The sequence below is a fragment of the Neoluteolibacter marinus genome (genome assembly GCF_014904755.1).
In the GTDB taxonomy this organism is placed as follows: Bacteria; Verrucomicrobiota; Verrucomicrobiia; order Verrucomicrobiales; family Akkermansiaceae; genus Haloferula; species Haloferula marina.
This window is the reverse complement of record NZ_JACZFQ010000025.1, coordinates 130301-146820: the sequence shown is the minus strand read 5'-3', so window position 1 is coordinate 146820 and position 16520 is coordinate 130301. Positions and strand designations below refer to the sequence as shown.

Sequence of the window (16520 nt, the reverse complement as noted above, 5' to 3'; positions counted from 1 at the left end):
CGCTTAGCCGTTGGTGAAGCGCAGGCCGGCGGCGGCGAGCCGGTCGATGTGAGGGGTTTCGACGGCCGTGGCACCGTAGCAACCGAAGTCGCCGTAGCCGATGTCATCGCCGTAGATGACCACGATGTTGGGATGCTTCGCCGCGGCGGCGAGTGAGAGGGAGGCCGCGAGGCAGAGGCTTGGGAAGATGGCGGATGGGTTCATGAGCTTGGAAGGGTTCGAACGAGAGCGCCGCCGAGGGCCACGGGCTCGCCGTGCGGCGGCTGGACCGTGATCGAGAGCGCGGGGCTGCCTGAGGAGTGGCGGTAGAGGAACCGGACCGGGTGCCATCCGGCCTTGAGCCGGATGCTGCCGTTTTCCCGGCCGTGGATCACCCGGCAGTCGTGGACGAAGAGCATGGTCTCGCCGTCGCTGCGGGTCCTGAAGGTGTAGGGTCCGTCCTCCTTGGCATGGAAATAGCCCTCGAAGGACAGTCCGAAGGGGGTGACGGGAAGTCCGGCCGGAAGGGAAAGTTCCGGCACCGTGGAGCGCTTTTCCGGTTCGAGGGTGCGGAAATCGGGCAGCCACGGGAACTCGCCGGCATGCCAGGCGCAGGTCAGGCCGGCTGCGGATTTCGGCTCCTGCGCGAGGCCGGGCACAAGGGCCTCGTCGTAGGGTCGCGGGGCGGAGGAATCGGGCATCCGCGATTGCAGCGCCCGGGCCTTGAGGGTGGCCTGCAAGGCGGCGAAGCCCGGCTTCTTGGCGAGGTTGCGGGTTTCCTTGGGGTCCTTCTTGAGGTCGAAGATCTCGAAGTCGTCGTCCGCGGATTTCACGTTGTAGCGGAGGCCCTTGTAGCCGTCGGCGAAGACCACCTGCATCTGGCCGCGCTTGCGCTTGCGATGGGGCTTGGCGAACTCCGGGTAGTCGGGGGTTCTACCGCCCACCGCATACTCGCTGTAGAGGAGGCCCGGCCGGCGCTGGCCCTTGCCGGTGAGGCTGGGGAGCAAGGACACGCCGTCGGTGGCAGCCGGCACCGGGACCCCGGCGGCGTCGGCGAAGGTGGCGAGCCAGTCCCATTGGCCGGACGGGGTCGGATCGACCTTGCCCGCGGGAATGGCGCGCGGCCAGCGGACCAGGGTGGGTTCGCGCATGCCGCCCTCAAGGGTGTCGCGCTTGATGCCGTCGAAGGGACCGAAGCCGCGGAAGAAGTTCGGGTTGTAGGGCGCCTTCAGATAGGACTCCTGCGAGGGGCCGTTGTCGGAGGTGAAGACGACCAGGGTGTTGTCGTCGATTTTCAGATCGGCCAGCAACTGGAGGAGATCGCCGACCGCATCGTCGATCCGGCGGACATTGTTGGCGTAGCGCTTCTGGGCTTCCGGCCAGGGTTTTTCGGGAGTCGATGCCTTGTGGTCGTGGTCCCAGGTCGCCGCGGCGTAGTCGGGATGCATCCACCCGTCCTTGGTGCCGTTGGCGGAGTTGATCATCGCGTGGGGCTTGCCGAGCCATTGCAGGCCGCCGTTCAGACCGCCGCCCTCGGGGTAGGCACAGGGCGGGTTGTGGAGGACGGCGTGGGGGGTATCGTAGGCGAGATAGAGGAAGAAGGGCTGGTCCGGATCCTTGCGGGCGTGATCGGTGATCCAGGCCTTGGCGCGGGCGGTGAAGAGATCGGTGGTGAAGCAGAGGTCGAGGTCCTTGGAAACCTCGCGGTCATTCTCCCAGACCTCGCGGCCGTCTTCTTTCGGATAGTGGAAGTGACCGTCGCGGTGGCGGACGTAGCCGAAGTAGTAGCCGAAACCCCGCTTGGTCGGATAGGCCTGCCATTGCGACGGCCGGGCCGGGCCGTCGGCCTTTTCCGCGCCGCCCTGGAGTCCCCATTTGCCGATGGCGGCGGTGGCGTAGCCGGCCTGTCCGAGGACCGAACCGACGGTGAGGGTGTCCGCGAGCGCCTTGTCGAACTGGTTGTCGCGGACGTTCGCGTGGCCCTGGGTGAGCCCGGTGAGAAAGGACGCCCGCGACGGGGCGCAGACCGGAGCCCCGCAGTAGTGCTGCTCCAGCATCACGCCGTCACGGGCGAGGGTGTCGATCCGCGGCGTGGTGAAAAAGGGAATGGCGCGGTCCTTCTGCGCCGCGCGCTGGTTCTGGTAGGTCACCCCGAGGTCGCCGTAGCCGAGGTCGTCGCAGAGGATGTAGAGAATGTTCGGCCGCTCGGCGGCGACGAGGGACGGGATGCCGGTGGCGGCAAGGAGGCCGGCGAGGAGAAGGCTGGGATGGTGGCGCATTTCAGGGTCTCGGGGACGGTCGGATACGGGGGCGGCGTCGATTGAGCACCGGCCGTACAGATAATGACGTCCACCGTCACTTTGTTACCCTGAAAAGCGACGTTTTTTGATTTTCTGACAACTTTTCACCCCCCGCGACCGAGAATCAGCGGTAGCGGAGCTGGGCGCTGGCCGTGGTGTCCTGGTCGGCGACGAAACGGATCCAGTAGGCATGGAACGCGTCGGGGAACTCATGGGTGACAGTGACGCCGGGCTTGAGTCCGAAGCTCTTGTAGGGAGCCCAGCGGCCGTCGCCGGTCAGGTCGATTTCGGCGGTGATGTTCACGGCTTCCCGGGAGGCGAGGGTGAGCTCCTTCCGGTCATAGGCCGTCATCAGGTAGGGGTCGGAGGGGATGCCGGCCTTCACCGGGCTGTCCTGCCAGGGGCCGCCGCGGCCGACCGGCTTGCCGAGTTGCCAGATGTCGTCGATGGCGCCGGCCCAGAGCGCGGTCTTGCCGTCGCTGGAGCGGATGATGTGGGCGTTGTCGAGCGGGGCGTTCGTGGCGATGCCGGAGACGATGAACAGCCCCCGGTAGGAACAGAAGTCGTGGACGAAGCGGTTGTGAGTGGCGACGGGGCGGACCTTGGCGAAGCCGCCCGCATTCTCGGCGGGGAGCTCGTAGAAGGTGCCGTGGGCGTTGAAGAGGTCCCGCTCGGTGGCGACCTCGCGGACCACCCGGCTGGTGCCCAGGGGATGGCGGCTCATCGCGGGGGAGCCCTTCGGCAAGCGCCAGCGCTTGCCGTGATCGTCGGTGTAGATGATCGAGGCGGCATCCTCGGCCAGCACGCCGGTCGGCAGGGTGGCGCGGTCCTCCGAAAAGGTGTGCAGGCCGGGATCGTCGCTGCGGGTGAGCTTGAGGTCGGCATCGAGCTCGTAGCAACCGATGTCCTTGCCGTCCTGGTCGACCGCGGCGAAGGCGAGGCTGCGCTTGTTGCCGTCGCGGGCATGAACGAGGCCGCCGGTCAGCTCGCCGCCGGATCCGGCAAGGCCCTCGAAGATGCCGGAGGCCGTCTCGTCGCGCGGGTCGCGGTCGTGGTAAGTGAAAACGGCGGACGCGTTGGTGAGTCCGGTGGTGGAAGCGAGCCGGATCCAGGCGCCTTTTTCCTCCGGGGCGAACTCGACGAAGGCGTAGCCGCTGGCGGGGATGGCGACCTCGCGGAGCGTCGACCATTGGCCATGGCCCTCGACGTCCACCTCCATGCGCACGGTCGCGGGTGTTCCGGGGTCGACCCGCAGATGGAGCGAGCGCAGGTCATAGCCGCTGAACAGGAAAGGATCGGAGGGAGTGCCGGCGGCGACGTTCTCGCCGACCCACACGGCCCCGCGGCCGATGGCGGGGCCGAAGTGATCGAGTTGGCCGGGGTCGACGAACCAGAGGTTGGATTGCGACTGTGGCGCGGTGATCTTGCCCTTGGCCTTGCGCTTGTTGAGGAACTCGTTCCGCGCGGTGTCGTCGCAGCCCATGACCAGGCGGTCGTTCCAGCGTGCGAAGTCGCCGATCACCTTGAGGTAGTTCGAGCGGGGTTCGATGCCAGTGGAAGATCGCGGGGTGAAGGTCTTCGGGAACTTCCAGAAGGTGCCGTGCATGGTCATCAGGAATTGGTCCTCGCCGATGTCCCGGATGCGCGGCCATTCGGTGTTCCAGCCGTGGGCCCCGTCATAGGAGTGCGAGCCCTTGGGCAGGCGGTAGAAGGTCCAGCCCTGGTCCGGCATGCGGACGCCGAAGAGGAGCGACTTGAAGTCCCAGCCGGATGCCCAGATCGGGTCGGTCTCCGGGTGCGGGTTGCCGTGGATGCCGCCGGGGCCGGTGACCTCGGTGAACTGGTTGCGGCGGACGATCGTCCAGGCGTCGGACTTCCCGTCCCACTCGGCAAGGACCCCGGAAGGCACGTCGGGGCGCTTCTGTGCCGCCGTCCCGTGCTCGCCGTTGTTGGCGTAAACATAGACGCCCTGGCCGGAGTAGAAGCCCTTGCCATGGTAGCCGGGCAGGTTGGCCTTGCGCGGGCTGTTCTTGGATTGCTCGTCCCCCCAGAGTTCCTTTACCGCGAGGGTTTTGACGTCCATTTCGTAGATGCCTTCCTCCATCGTCGCGAAGACGATCTTGCCGGCGGGATCGGTCAGGTGGCGCGCGTTCCCGGTGTGGCGGCCGAACATCGTGCGGTAGGGCGTCGCGCGGACCCGGCGGTCGGCTCCGATGACATAGGGGCCGATGAACAACTGCCGGCTTTCGTCGTGGATCATCCGGTTGGCCGGCGTGCCGCCGATCGATTCGGGATGGATGATCTGGTCGAGGGAAGGGGTGATTTCGTAAAGCTTGTCGTCGCTCCCGTTCGGCTCGTGGGGGGCGTAGGTGATGACCCAGAGCCGGTCTGCCCACGGCACGACGGCCCCCGTGCCGCATTCGTTCTGTTCGTTGAACATGGCCAGCGAGGGGTAGATGCCGGAGAGCTCGAGCGGGGCGCCGAGCGCCGGCGACAGGACGAGCGCGAACAGGGTCGGGAAATGGATCTTGGAACTCATGTAGCTGGGTGGAAATTCACGGCGCATCCGCGGTGGCGGGGTCGTGGTTTTCAACGAGGCGACGATGCCCGCGTTCGGAAAGGGAAGTGTGGTCGACGATTGGAAGTAACACTTCAAATCGCACGCAGTCCTCGCCGACGACATTCGGGTCGTCCGGCAGCACGTCAAAAGCATCCGTGCAGGAACATTTCCCCGGGTCGCGAAATCACGGGGTTGAATGTGTGATTATTGCCGCGCCCACGGCGGCGGATCGCAGCTTCCCGCATCCCGCGGAACCTAACAACCAACGAACGATCCGAATATGAAAGCCAGCCTGATGGCCCTGATGCTCGCCGCCTTTGTGCTCCCTCTCCACGCGGCGGAGGGCGACGGTGCCAAGAAGAAGCCCAACCCGGAGAAGATCTTCAAAAAGAAAGATGCCGACAAGGACGGCTTCCTTTCGAAGGAAGAGTTCACCAAGGGCGCGAAGAATGCCGAGCGCGCCGGGAAGGCCTTCGCGAAGAAGGACAAGGACAGCGACGGCAAGCTTTCGCCCGCCGAGTTCAAGGCCGCCCCGCAGAAAAAGAAGAAGCCCTGACGGCTGCTTCACGCGGAGCGGCCGGGTTCATCCCGCCGGCTCCGCGCCACGCGGCGTCAGCCGCCGCGTTTCGCCTTGTCCTTCGGCTTCCCGAGTTGGGGCCCCTTGTCGGCGGGCATCGAGCGGTGCCAGGCGGTGACGGCCGCGGCGAGCCGCTTCACGACCTCCGGATGTCCGGCCGCGACGTCCTTGGACTCCGGGGCATCGGCCGCCAGGTCGAAGAGCTGCGGCCGGCTGCCGTTGTAGTTGCAGAGCAGCTTCCAGTTCCCGTCGCGCACCGCGAGGTCAGGCTGGCGCTTGGCCGGCTCACCGACGAGCTTGCGGTCCGGCGGGCGGCGCCAGAAGACCGGTGAGGTGCGGACCGTGGCTTCCTTGCCGAGCAACGCGGCCGAGTGGTCCTCGCCGTCGAACTTCACGCCGGCGGGAGCGGTGATGCCCGCCATTTTCAACAGCGAGGGCGGAAGGTCGAAGGCCGCCATGACCGAGGTGTCGTTGGTGCTGCCTGCGCTGCCATCCGCGATCAGCCGCGGGGCCCAGACGATCAGCGGCGAGCGGATGCCGCCCTCATATAAGGATCCCTTGTGGCCGCGCAGCTTGCCGGCGGACCCGGCACCCGGCTCGGGGCCGTTGTCGGAACAGATCAGGATGACCGTGTTGTCGCGCAGTTCAGGGGAATTGCGGACGTGGTCGAAGAGCTTGCCGAACTGGAGGTCCATCTCCCGCAGGACCGACAGGTAGAGTCCGCGCTTGCCGTTGGCCCATTTGTCGACCGGCGGCCAGAATGGCGAATGGACGTCATCGGGCCACAGGTTGACGTAGAACGGCTTCTTGTCCGCGACCGCCTTGTCGATGAAGGGCAGGGCGGCGTCGATGAAGCCGGTGGTGATTTCCGAGCGCTTCATCCAGGTGACCGGTTCGCCCAGCCGGACCGCGTCCGCCCAGATCCTGTGCGGCTTGGCGTCGCCCGGGGCGATGGCCAGCGGCAGCAGCTTGGCCCCCATCCCCTCGAAGTTGGTGAGGCTGGTGTCGAAGCCGTAGCGGGTGATCGGCGGGGCCTCCGCGACGTCGCGCTGGCCGCCCAGATGCCACTTGCCGAAGTGGCCGGTGGCGTAGCCGCCGTCCTGGAGGAAGCGGGCGAGGGTCGGGGCGGCGGGGTCGAGCCACTGGGCCATGCCGCGCCGCTCGTTGTCGGCGCGGTTGTTGAGGAAGGAGGTGATTTTCCAGCGCTGCGGGTACTGGCCGGTGGTGAGGGCGCAGCGCGACGGCGAACAGATGGAGGAGTTGACGTAGAACTGTTCGAAGCGGATCCCCTCCGCGGCCAGCCGGTCGATGTTCGGGGTCTGGGCCTCCTTGTTGCCGAAGCAGGAAAAGTCGGCCCAGCCCATGTCGTCGATGAAGACCATGATGAAGTTCGGGCGCTGGGCGGCCGCGAGGGGCAGCGCGCAGGCGGCGAGGAAGGCAAGGATGGTGGCTTTCATGGCAGGGCGGGATCGGGTTCGGTCGCCGGCGGGCCGCGGTGGCGCGCCGGCCTAGTATATCAAGGCATGTGGCGAGTCCGGGAAGTGTTTGCGGATTTCTGCGGGAAAGTCGGTCATCGGGCCCTCCGGAGGCGTGGGAATCCGGGGAATGTCGGAACGCACCGGACTTTCGCAAAATGAATCCACGGGTAGGGTCGTCACCTCCCGCAAGCGCATGACCCGCAACGAAAAAGACCGGCAGATCGAGAAGGTGGTCCGGAACCATCACTCCGGCCTGCGCTATTTCATCCGGGCGCTGGGCGTGAACCAGGCCTGGGTCGACGATCTCGCCCAGGAGGCGTTCCTGGTGGCGCACCGCAAGTGGGACGAGCTCGACGATCCCGAGAACGCGGGGATGTGGCTGCGCAAGATCGCCCGCAACCTGGTGATGAACGAATTGACCAAGTCTGGCCGGCGCCAGCGGCTGCTGGACGAGAAGGTCAGCGGCCTGCTGATCGAGACCGAAAGCTCGGACCCCGCCCCGGGGGTGATCGAGGATCGCGAGATCCGCCACGATGCCCTCCGCGAGTGTCTCGGGAAACTGCCACGGCATGTACGGCAAATCGTCGATGCCCGCTACTACCACGACAAGCGCGCCGGCGACATCGGCGAGGAGATGTCGATGAGCCCGGCCGCGGTGCGCAAGGCCTTGTTCCTCGCCAGGAAAACCCTCGCCGGATGCCTCGCGGCGAAGAGCGTCCATTCCTTCCAATGATCCCGATGAGCGAGCCCGATCCACGCTTCGATGAGCTGGTTGCCGTCTACCTCGACGGCGACCTGGCGGAGGACGAGCGCGAGGAGCTGATGGCGATCCTCGGGGCCGACCCGCGGGTGCGCGAGGAACTGCGGCGGCAGCTGCGGGTGTCGGGAGCGCTCGCCCGGCTGCGGCCCGAGCGGAGCGACGAGAATTTCGTGCGCACGGTGCTGCCCCATCTGGGATGCGTCGCCGGAGAATCCGCCGACGAGTTCACCGGCCGCGTGATGACCAGCATCCGCTTCACCCGGCGGCGGCGGATGGCACTGGCGATGGCCGCGGCGATCGCCCTGCTCGGCACTTTCGCCGGCTTGCTGGTCAGGGGCGATGCCGGCGTGGCCACCCTCTACACCGCGGGCAGCGAGGAGGGGAAAAAGGTGCGGGCCAGCGACCGCTTCGAACTTTCGGAAGGGATCTCGCGCCTCGAATTCGGCAATGGCGCGGTGGTCGCCGTGGAGGCGCCGGCGGCACTCACGGTCTCCTCGGCGGACGAGATCATCCTCGACCACGGACGGCTCAACGCGTGGTGCCCCGAATCCGCGCACGGTTTCCAGGTGACCACGGTGTCGGCGACGCTCACCGACCTCGGCACCTCGTTCGGGGTGTCCGCGGACAAGAACGGGACCGCCGACTTCGTGGTCCTCGACGGCCAGGTCGAGATCGTCCGGGACGGCGAGAAGAGGACCTTGAAGAAGGGCGCCGCGCTGCGGGCTGTCCGCCAGCAGGGATTCAGCGAACTCGCCTACGAGCCGAAGCCCTTCCATCTCACCTGGCCGGTGGCCTCGGGGATCCGCTCGACCCGCGGCGAGGTGATCCCCGCCCCGCCGGGGACGCCCGAGGAGCTCGCGCTGATGGAGAACGACGATCACATCCTGGTGATCCCCGAACGTCGCGACTTCATCCCGCGCGGACCGATCCGCTGCGACATCACCGCTCCCGGCGTCTACGAGGGCGAGGCGATCGTCGGCTCGCAGCGGCTCGAACCGAAGCGCAAGCGCAAGGTCCGCAGCTACCTCCTGCGCTACAACCCGGTTGCCGTTCCGGGCAAACGGAAGCTCAAGCGCATCCAGGGCACGGTGACCTTCGACCGGCCGGTGCTCGCGATCATCACCTCGAGCCAGAAGCTCAACCGCACCGACACCTTGCTGTCGAAGGCGCCCTTGCCGCCGTCCAGCGCCGTCGAACCGAGGACGCGTGGCCTTGAAAGCGAGCAGCGGCCGCGGCCCTCCGACCGGGTCAGGCTTTCCAAGAACCGCCGGACGGTCTCGGTGTTGTTCTTTGCCGGCGAGTCGGTCGACGAGATCCGCGCGATCACCGCCGACAACTGAGCCCGCGGATTGTCAGCCGAGCGCGAGCGCGCCGCCTTCGCAGAACTCCGGCTTGCCGAAGAGCGGGATGTGGTGGCCGAAGGCGTGGGCGACCGACAGCCACAGCCGGTTGTGCGGCACGTTGTCGAATTGCATCGCCTGGCCGGTCTTGAAGCCGAGCCCGCCGCCGAGCAGGACGAAGGGGATGTTATCGAGGGTGTGGCTGTTGCCTTTGCCCAGCTCGTTGGTCCAGACGATGGTGGTGTGGTCGAGCATGCTGCCCGAACCGCCGGGCTCGGGGATGGCGTCGAGCTTGCGGGCGAGGTCGGCGAGCTGCTCGCAGAGCCAGGTGTTGATCTTCACCAGTTTCTCCTGCGCTTCGGCGTTGTCGTCGGGCTCGTGGGAGAGGTGATGGTGGTCGTCGTTGATGCCCAGCCAGCGCATCCGGGCCTGGCCGACGCTGCGGGTGAACTGCAGCGAGGCGACGCGGGCCATGCCGTTGGCGAAGGCGCTGACGAGAAGGTCGGTCTGCATTTTGCAGATCTTCGGGATGCCGTCGTTGTCGAGCGCCACGCCCTGTTCCAGCGCCGGCGGCGGGAAGATGAGGTTCTCGGTGGCGGGGCTCTGGAGGTCCCGTTCCATGTCGCGGACGAAGGTCGCGTGCTGGTCCAGCAGCTCGCGCTCGCGCGGGTCGACCTTGGCTGCAATCGTCTTCAGGTCGTCGCGCACCTCGTCGAGCACGCTGCCGAGGTTCTCGCGGTCCTTCATGCTGCCGTAGAGCTTGTCGAAGAGCGAGTAGGGATCGCTGTTCGGGGTGACCGGCTGGTTCGGTCCGGCATAGGATTCGCGGGTCCACGGGTCGGCGCGGTTGGGAACCGCGACGCCGAGCTCGATCGAGCCGAAGCGGGTCGCGGTCTCCGGCCGGGCCTGGAGGAAGTTCTTGATCTCCTGGTCGATGGATATGTGGCTCGCCCAGCCGGCCGGCTTGTCGCTGCCGCCCTGGATGTTGCCGGGCAGGAGTTCGTCGGCGGTGAGCAGGCAGCTCATCCCGCGCATGTGGCCGTCGCCGTCGCCGCGGATCTTGTTGCAAACCCCCTTGAGGGTCATCAGCCGGTTCTTGAAGGGTTCGAGCGGGGCGAGGATCCGCTTGAGCTGGAAATCCGGCCCGGTCTGGTCCGGCCAGAATTCCGGCGGGATCGTGCCGTTCGGCGTGAACATGAAAATGATCCGCTGCGGTTTGGTGCCGGCGTTGCCTTGCGCGAGCGACGGCAGCGCGGGCAGGAAGGGCAGGGCGGCGGCGGAGAGGCCGAGCTGGCGGAGGAAGTGGCGGCGGCTGGAGGTGTTCATCGGCTGGCTTGGTCGGGGCCCGGGACGCCGTGGACGGCGGCGAGCGCATTGATTTCGACGAGAAGGTTCCGGACATTGTCGCCGGAGGCGGTGAAGGTGTCATCGAGCCGGCGGACCGTGCCGGGTCCATAAACGGCGGGATTCTGCTTGAGGGAAAACTGCAGGAGCTGGCGGATGAAGCCCTGCCTTGCCACGGCCGAGTTGACTGCATGGTTGGCCACGTCGCGGGGGCCGTTGAGGCGCAGCAGCTCGCCTTCGGTGGTCAGGTAGTCGGACACCGGATTGATCGGCTTGCCATCCTCGGTGGTGCGGAAGCGGCCGACCGGGTCGAAGTTTTCCAGCGAGAAGCCGAGCGGGTTGATGGTCTCGTGGCAGGTCATGCAATTGGCGTTGCGAGTCATCTCCGCGACCTTCTCGCGGACGGTCATCTTCGGATCGAACTTGTGGTTCTCGAAGGCGATGGCTTCCGGCGGTGGCTTGAGAATGCCGCCGAGCACGTTGCGGGTGATGAAGACGCCGCGGTGAATCGGCGAGGTGACGTCGGGGTGGGAAAGCCGGGCGAGCAGGTAGGGATGGGTCAGTACCCCGGCGCGCTGGGCGGGGTCGAACTTCACCGGCTGGAAGCCGCCGCCTTCCGGCACCGGCACGCCGTAGAACTTGGCGAGGCGCTCGTTGAAAAGCAGGTAGTCGGCCTCGATCAACTCACGGTAATCCGACTTTTCGCTCCACACCACGCGCTCGACGAAAAGCTCGAGCGAGCGCCGCAGGTCGGCGACCAGGGCCGCGTTGAAATCAGGGAACTCCTCCGGGTCTTTCCGCAAGTCTCCCTCGACGTCCATCTTCAGCCAGCGCTGGAAGAACTCGTTCAGCTTCGCCCTTGCCCGCGGGTCGCCGGCCATCCTCTGAGCCTGCGCCTTGACCTGCTCCGCGGTCTTGAGCTGGCCGGTCTTGGCGGCGTCGAAGAGAGCTTGGTCGGGCAGCGAGTCCCACAGCCCGAGCGCCAGCCGCGTGGCCACGGTGAAGTCGTCCTTTTCGGCGCCGAGTTCCGGATAGAGGAAGCGCGGCGATTTCAGGATCAGGATCACCGACCGCTTCACCGCTTCCTCGGGCGCGAGCCCGCCGGCGAAGTGGCGCTCGATGTAGAGCTGCCGCTGGGCGTCATCGAGCGGGCGGCGGAAGGCGCGTTCGGCGAAGGTGTGGAGGAAACCCTTGAGCCGCTCGATGCGGTCGGGGGCGTCGTCGTTCACGCCGCTCAGGCGCCGGAGCCGGGACACCACCTGGTTGGCGACCTCGATCGCCGCGGTGGTGGTGGCCTCATGCCATTCCTTGGAGATCCCGGTGCCGCGCTCGTAGCCTTCGCTGGCATCGTCGGCGGGGAAGGCGGTTTCCACCACCGCAACCGCCGTGGCATCGGCCGGCGAAAGATACGGGGCGGCGAGCACGGACCACTCGCCGTGCGGTTGCTTCCACTCGAGCTTCACGCCGCCGCGCGGCTCCATGTATTTGAAATAGTCGAGCCGGAACGGGTAGGCGCGGCCACCGAGCAGGAAGACCCGGGCGGTCGATTCGCGCGGCTCGGCTCCCGAGCTGACCCAGGCATCGATCAAGGTGTCCTGGCTTTTCGCGCTGCTGTCGTCGCGGCGGTTGCCGTCGCCTTCCTGGCGGTCGCCGTTGAGATAGACCCGGGCGCCGTTGGGGGTGGTCAGCTTGAATTCGTACCAACCCGTCGCCGGCGCTAGCAGCGAGCCGTCCCAGGCGATCGAGAACTGGTCCGCTTTCATGCCCTCGGCCGGCGGTCCCTCGCCGAAGTCGAAGCTGAGCTCGCGGTCCTCGCGGTCGAGGGCGTGGCGGGCTTTCTTGTTCATCCCGTCGGAGTCGAAATAATGCGCGCGCAATCCGCGGCCCTCGCCCGGCGGCTTGGATTCGCCGAAGCTGCCGAGCAGGTCCGCCGCCGACTCGCGGAACTGGCGGTTGGTCAGCCGGGCAAAGGCCGCTTCCGGCGGCGGCATCGTCTTGGCCCGCGCTTCGGCCGAGTAGAACTTGCCGTAAATGTATTCCGCCACCTTGCGGGCGTCGTCGTCCTCGACGAGTTCCGGTTCGTCCTCGGGCATCCGCTTGTGGATGTACTTCGTCAGCGAAACCAGCGAGCGGTCGCCGTAGAGCGGGTCCTCGCATTCATCCGGATTGCCCTCGCCGTTGTCGCCGTGGCAACTCGCGCAGTGCTGCGCATAGATCGCGTCACCCGTCGCCGGCGCGTCCTGGGCGGGCAGGATGCCCGACAGGCCGAGGAGGAGAAGCGGATGGAAGAACCGTTGCATGGACCCGGAGAATACGCGGCCGTATCCCGGGTCCTTCAACGGGTTGCCAAAACTTCTCCGCGCTCAGACCTCGTCGGGGGAGAGCCAGCGGAAGCGCTGGATCTCGAAACGCCGGCCCATGTCCGGGATGGTGCCGTCTTTTTCCGGGTTCAAGCCCAGGTCGTCGGCCGCCAGCGGGACCGGTGAACGTTGCACCACCGCCTCGCACCAGGCCTTGGCCCGCACCTTGCCATCGCCATCGGTCGAGCTGCCGTAAGCGCGGACCACGAAGGTGTCGGAACGCGCGGACAGGGCCGGGCCGAGGAATTGCAGCACGTCGGCCTGGGTCAGGAAGCCGGGCGCGCCCCAGGCGGTGGTGGACGGCTTGTGGCGCTGCTCGATCCGGGTCGGGTCCTGGATGTGGTCGATGTGGTTGAAGTCGGGCAGCGAGGTGGAATTGTCGAGCGGCCACTCGGCGTCGAAGCGGGCGTTGAGCCCGGCGCGGTCGATCGCCGCCTGCAGCGCGCCCTTGCGGCCGGACTCGTCGTCGCTGAGGCGGCGGTTGACGAAATCGGCCAGCGACAGGAACGGCCCGCGGGCTTTCACCTCGGTGATGATCTCTTCCGCGAGCCGGCGGATCTCGTCGCGGGTGAAGGTGCGCTGGCCCGACCAGGCGTCGTCGCTGCGGACGTCGGTGCCGTCCCAGGGCCCGCCCTTGATTCCCGGGATGCGGGGGAAGGTGATGGTGCCGTCGCCATACTGGGCGCCGATGCTGGAGAGCAGCATCGCCTCCCAGGCGGTGGCGCTGGTCGAGTTGACGTTGAAGGCGCCCTCCACCGCCAGTTTCGAGGCGGCGCGGTGGAGATCGAGCAGGTCTTCCTCATCGCCACCCTGGCCCGGGTAGAGGCGCATGCGGCCGTTGGGGAGGGGATTGGCGGCGGGGTCGAGGAGGAACGAGGCCTTGTCCGAGGGCTTGCCGCTGGACAGGAAGAACTCGTCCCACAGCGAGTGGTTGAGCTCGTAGCTGAGGTCGTAGATGAGGCTCTGGTCGAGCGCGACGTGCTGCAGCAGGGCGCGCGCGTGCCACGACCAGTTGTCTTCCCGGGTGGTGGCATTGTTGCCGTTGGGGTCGGAGCGGCCGTCGAGGGCGTAGCCGATGCTATCTTGGTTCCAGCCGCCCTTGTCGCTGTTGATCTTGCGGCCGCGGTTGGGCTCGGTGCGGGTCAACTCGATGCGCGGGTCGGCCAGCGAGTTGCCGAGGGCGTAGGTCGGATGCCAGATGAACTCGGAGAAGCTGACGTGCTGGAAGGCCCCGAGCGACGAGATTTCCGCCCCGGTACGGGGGATGTCGAACAGCACCCGGGGGGAGGTGAAGCGGACCGGCTGGTCGAAGGGGTCGCCCCGGTAAACCCCGTGCTCGTAGCGGGGATTGATCGCGCTCCAGTCGACCGCCGCGTCGAAGAGATCGCGGGTGTAGATGCCGAAGAAGTTGGGCGAGACATCGGTGACGTTCTCGAAGGGACTGCGGAAGGAATAGGAAGCGCGCATGTTCCAGTTGGCCACCGGGGCGGACTCGAGGTGGGCGGTGCCGGCGAGGCTCCCGGAGCCGATCCGGTTCGAGGCCGGTTCGTCGAACCAGCGCAGCCGGAAGCCGTCGCGGGTGCGGCGGTCGGGCGGCATCGAGACCGCCGGTTCCTCGAGCGACGACTGCAGGAAAGGAACCGGATTGGCGACGTTCCATTCGACCGGCATCTCGTCCTCGTCCCCATACTGGTAGGCGCAGGAAACGAAGCGGCCCTGCGGCAGCTCGCCGAAGGCGGCGAGGTCGATCGCGCCGGAACTCCCGCTGAGCGGCTTCCAGAGCATCACGTAGTCGTCGGCCTGGGTGTAGCCGCCGCTCTGGACGTTGCCGCCGGGCCGCGGCGGGACGAATTCCCGCCATTCGACCGGGATCGCCGGCAGGCGGTCGCTGATCAGGCCGGGCTTCGGCGGGAAGGACTGCTGCACCTGGAACAGCGGGTAGCCGTCGCTACGGGAGTCCTGGTAGAAGCTGCGGCCCGGGCTCGGCGCGACGGACGGGGACAGCACGTTGGCGGAGAAGACCGTCTCGTTGTAGGGGCTGTTGTCGCGCGGCGACCACACCAGGGTCTCGCCGGGGCCGAGGGTCGCGCCCTCGAGCTTGAAGAAGAGGCTGCCCTGCTGGGAGCCGCCGGTCGCGCCGCCGCTCAGTCCCCAGTACATCCGGTAGGCCTGGGTGCGGTTGCCTGCCATGCTCACCTCGACCATCTTCTTGCCGTTGAGCTGGATGAAGATCATCGAGCTGCCGACGTTCAGGTCGAAGTTGTAGGGGTTCCACATCGCCACCCGCGGGTAGAGGTGGAGGCGCATGCCGTAGGGGTTGCGCGGGTCCGGCTTCGCCAGCTTGTAGTAACTGAGGTTGTAGTAGATCGATCCCTCGACCAGCACCGGGGTGATGTCGGTTTTCGAGCGGTTGCGGAACTCGACCGGCGCGCGGTTGCGGCCGTTGGTCGACTTGCCGGAGATGCCTGCCGGGTCGATGGCGGTCCGGTAGGCGCCGTAGCCGGCATCCTCGGCGCGCTTCGCCCAGTCTCGCAGCAATCCGAAGCCGGGCGAGACCTCGTCGAAGCGGGCCGCCTGGCCGGGGGAAGCGGAACGGGCGTCGGCGCGTGTGTTGCGCGGGCCGACGAGGCGGTCGCCGTCGCTGAGCCCGACCAGCTGCGAATCCCCGCTGCCGAGGTCCGGGATGTTGCCGTCGCTGGCGAGGTAGGCGCTCAGGTCCTTCTTCAGGCCGCCCTCGCGGACGTCGGTCAGCAGGCCGAGCGAGTCGGTGGTGAAATCGTGGAAGGTCCGCCGCGCGAGTTCGCTGTCGTTGGCGGCGAGCGAGAGCTGGGCCTGGCTGGCGAGCTTGGCGCGCACGTCGTTCTCCAGGTCGGGCTGGCCGTCGACCGCGGTCAGGGAGGCATCCTGGGATAGCAATGTCGAGCGCAGGCCGGCGAGTCCGCCGGACGACTCCTTCGAGGCGTCGGGAACGGCGACGTTGGCCTTGATCCCGAGGTCGCCGACCCACCAGGCATAGGAGCCGCGCTGGACCTCGCCCTCCATCAGGTCGACCCGTGGGGCGCTGACCCGGTCGCGGTCATCGGTTTCGCCGACACTGCCCTTGCCGACCAGTTCGATCATCTCCTCTTCGGCCGGCAGTGCGGGGTCGGGACCGTCACGGAAGCGGAACTCGTCCTCGTTGCCGCTGACCAGGGTCGCGATCCGATCCGAGGCCGCGTCCCAGCCGCCGGATGCGCGCGAGTCGCGGAGGCCGCCGTCCTCGGCGTCGCGGGTGATGAAGGGCGTGCCGTCTTCCTCGGTGGTCCGCCAGACATTGACCCAGTGAGGTTGAGTGAGGGAGGAGGACACGCCGGCGGGGCTGCCGTCGAGGATCCGCGAATCGCTGCTGGTGCGCTGGTCGGGGCCAAGGTTCGCCTGCAACTCGCCGATGGCGATCTCCAGTGCCATGCGGGCGTTGGCGCGGGCTTCGAGACGGGCGAGCTGGGTCGAGGACTTGCGCAGTTCGATCGACGAGATTCCTAGTAGTGAGACGGCCAGCAGGACCAGCAGGGGAACGATGATCAGTGTCGCCACCAAGGCGAACCCGGACTCGTCCGGGGTGCGTTTGAAGTGAGTGGTCAGCATCTTTTTCAGGCGATAAGAGTTACCGGAAAGTCATGGGGATTGAAGGTTCGGATTGTCACGGTTCCGTGCCCGGCGGGCAGCGGGACGGGTGTGCAATCTGTCACACAACGGCGGATCGGGACGCGGGTCCGGGCAACGACGATCCCTGCCGGATCACCGTGACGGGACGGTGATCCGGTTGGAGGTGGGACGGGGGCG

General features: G+C 67.2%; 10 protein-coding genes. 3 read left to right on the top strand and 7 right to left on the bottom strand.

All coding sequences use genetic code 11. The features are described from left to right. Positions 1 to 3 precede the first annotated feature (3 nt). The 3 genes from IG178_RS07620 to IG178_RS07610 all read right to left on the bottom strand — a co-directional run bounded on the left by IG178_RS07620 (position 4) and on the right by IG178_RS07610 (position 4818). Complete coding sequence (locus IG178_RS07620) at positions 4 to 204, bottom strand: sulfatase-like hydrolase/transferase (RefSeq protein ID WP_193211938.1); 201 nt, start codon at positions 202 to 204, stop codon at positions 4 to 6. After that, the gene (locus tag IG178_RS07615; protein WP_193211937.1) at positions 201 to 2258 is read right to left on the bottom strand and encodes a sulfatase-like hydrolase/transferase; all 2058 of its coding nucleotides are present in this window, start codon (positions 2256 to 2258) and stop codon (positions 201 to 203) included. Before IG178_RS07615 ends, IG178_RS07620 begins: the two co-directional genes overlap by 4 nt. A 145-nt stretch (positions 2259 to 2403) precedes the next feature. Then, a complete protein-coding gene (locus tag IG178_RS07610) occupies positions 2404 to 4818 on the bottom strand; it encodes a hypothetical protein (protein WP_193211936.1) in 2415 nt (804 codons plus the stop codon). 301 nt (positions 4819 to 5119) lie between these two features. Between IG178_RS07610 and IG178_RS07605 the strand changes: the two genes are divergently transcribed. Beyond that, a complete protein-coding gene (locus IG178_RS07605) occupies positions 5120 to 5395 on the top strand; it encodes an EF-hand domain-containing protein (RefSeq protein WP_193211935.1) in 276 nt (91 codons plus the stop codon). A gap of 56 nt (positions 5396 to 5451) precedes the next feature. On the opposite strand, the gene IG178_RS07600 is transcribed toward IG178_RS07605, so the two are convergent. After that, positions 5452 to 6873 carry a sulfatase-like hydrolase/transferase gene (locus IG178_RS07600; protein ID WP_193211934.1) on the bottom strand — a complete coding sequence of 474 codons (1422 nt, stop codon included), beginning with the start codon at positions 6871 to 6873 and terminating at the stop codon, positions 5452 to 5454. 214 nt (positions 6874 to 7087) lie between these two features. On the opposite strand from IG178_RS07600, the gene IG178_RS07595 reads away from it, so the two are divergent. Together IG178_RS07595 and IG178_RS07590 are read left to right on the top strand one after the other, a co-directional pair. Further along, the gene (locus IG178_RS07595; RefSeq protein WP_193211933.1) at positions 7088 to 7627 is read left to right on the top strand and encodes a sigma-70 family RNA polymerase sigma factor; all 540 of its coding nucleotides are present in this window, start codon (positions 7088 to 7090) and stop codon (positions 7625 to 7627) included. A 5-nt stretch (positions 7628 to 7632) separates the two neighbouring features. Further along, positions 7633 to 8994 (top strand): FecR domain-containing protein, encoded by a 1362-nt coding sequence (locus IG178_RS07590; protein WP_193211932.1) that lies wholly within the window; start codon positions 7633 to 7635, stop codon positions 8992 to 8994. Positions 8995 to 9006: 12 nt separating this feature from the next. On the opposite strand, the gene IG178_RS07585 is transcribed toward IG178_RS07590, so the two are convergent. From IG178_RS07585 to IG178_RS07575, 3 genes are all read right to left on the bottom strand, one after another. Beyond that, positions 9007 to 10320 carry a DUF1552 domain-containing protein gene (locus IG178_RS07585; RefSeq protein WP_193211931.1) on the bottom strand — a complete coding sequence of 438 codons (1314 nt, stop codon included), beginning with the start codon at positions 10318 to 10320 and terminating at the stop codon, positions 9007 to 9009. Further along, on the bottom strand, positions 10317 to 12638 hold the full coding sequence (locus IG178_RS07580) for a DUF1592 domain-containing protein (RefSeq protein WP_193211930.1): 2322 nt from the start codon (positions 12636 to 12638) through the stop codon (positions 10317 to 10319). The genes IG178_RS07585 and IG178_RS07580 overlap by 4 nt, the downstream gene beginning before the upstream one ends. A 63-nt stretch (positions 12639 to 12701) precedes the next feature. After that, positions 12702 to 16322 carry a hypothetical protein gene (locus IG178_RS07575; protein WP_193211929.1) on the bottom strand — a complete coding sequence of 1207 codons (3621 nt, stop codon included), beginning with the start codon at positions 16320 to 16322 and terminating at the stop codon, positions 12702 to 12704. Positions 16323 to 16520 lie beyond the last annotated feature (198 nt).

Bases quoted from the DNA above. Each gene is read 5' to 3' on its own strand.
- IG178_RS07620 (WP_193211938.1), bottom strand. From the start codon at position 204: ATGAACCCATCCGCCATCTTCCCAAGCCTCTGCCTCGCGGCCTCCCTC.
- IG178_RS07615 (WP_193211937.1), bottom strand. From the start codon at position 2,258: ATGCGCCACCATCCCAGCCTTCTCCTCGCCGGCCTCCTTGCCGCCACC.
- IG178_RS07610 (WP_193211936.1), bottom strand. From the start codon at position 4,818: ATGAGTTCCAAGATCCATTTCCCGACCCTGTTCGCGCTCGTCCTGTCG.
- IG178_RS07605 (WP_193211935.1), top strand. From the start codon at position 5,120: ATGAAAGCCAGCCTGATGGCCCTGATGCTCGCCGCCTTTGTGCTCCCT.
- IG178_RS07600 (WP_193211934.1), bottom strand. From the start codon at position 6,873: ATGAAAGCCACCATCCTTGCCTTCCTCGCCGCCTGCGCGCTGCCCCTC.
- IG178_RS07595 (WP_193211933.1), top strand. From the start codon at position 7,088: ATGACCCGCAACGAAAAAGACCGGCAGATCGAGAAGGTGGTCCGGAAC.
- IG178_RS07590 (WP_193211932.1), top strand. From the start codon at position 7,633: ATGAGCGAGCCCGATCCACGCTTCGATGAGCTGGTTGCCGTCTACCTC.
- IG178_RS07585 (WP_193211931.1), bottom strand. From the start codon at position 10,320: ATGAACACCTCCAGCCGCCGCCACTTCCTCCGCCAGCTCGGCCTCTCC.
- IG178_RS07580 (WP_193211930.1), bottom strand. From the start codon at position 12,638: ATGCAACGGTTCTTCCATCCGCTTCTCCTCCTCGGCCTGTCGGGCATC.
- IG178_RS07575 (WP_193211929.1), bottom strand. From the start codon at position 16,322: ATGCTGACCACTCACTTCAAACGCACCCCGGACGAGTCCGGGTTCGCC.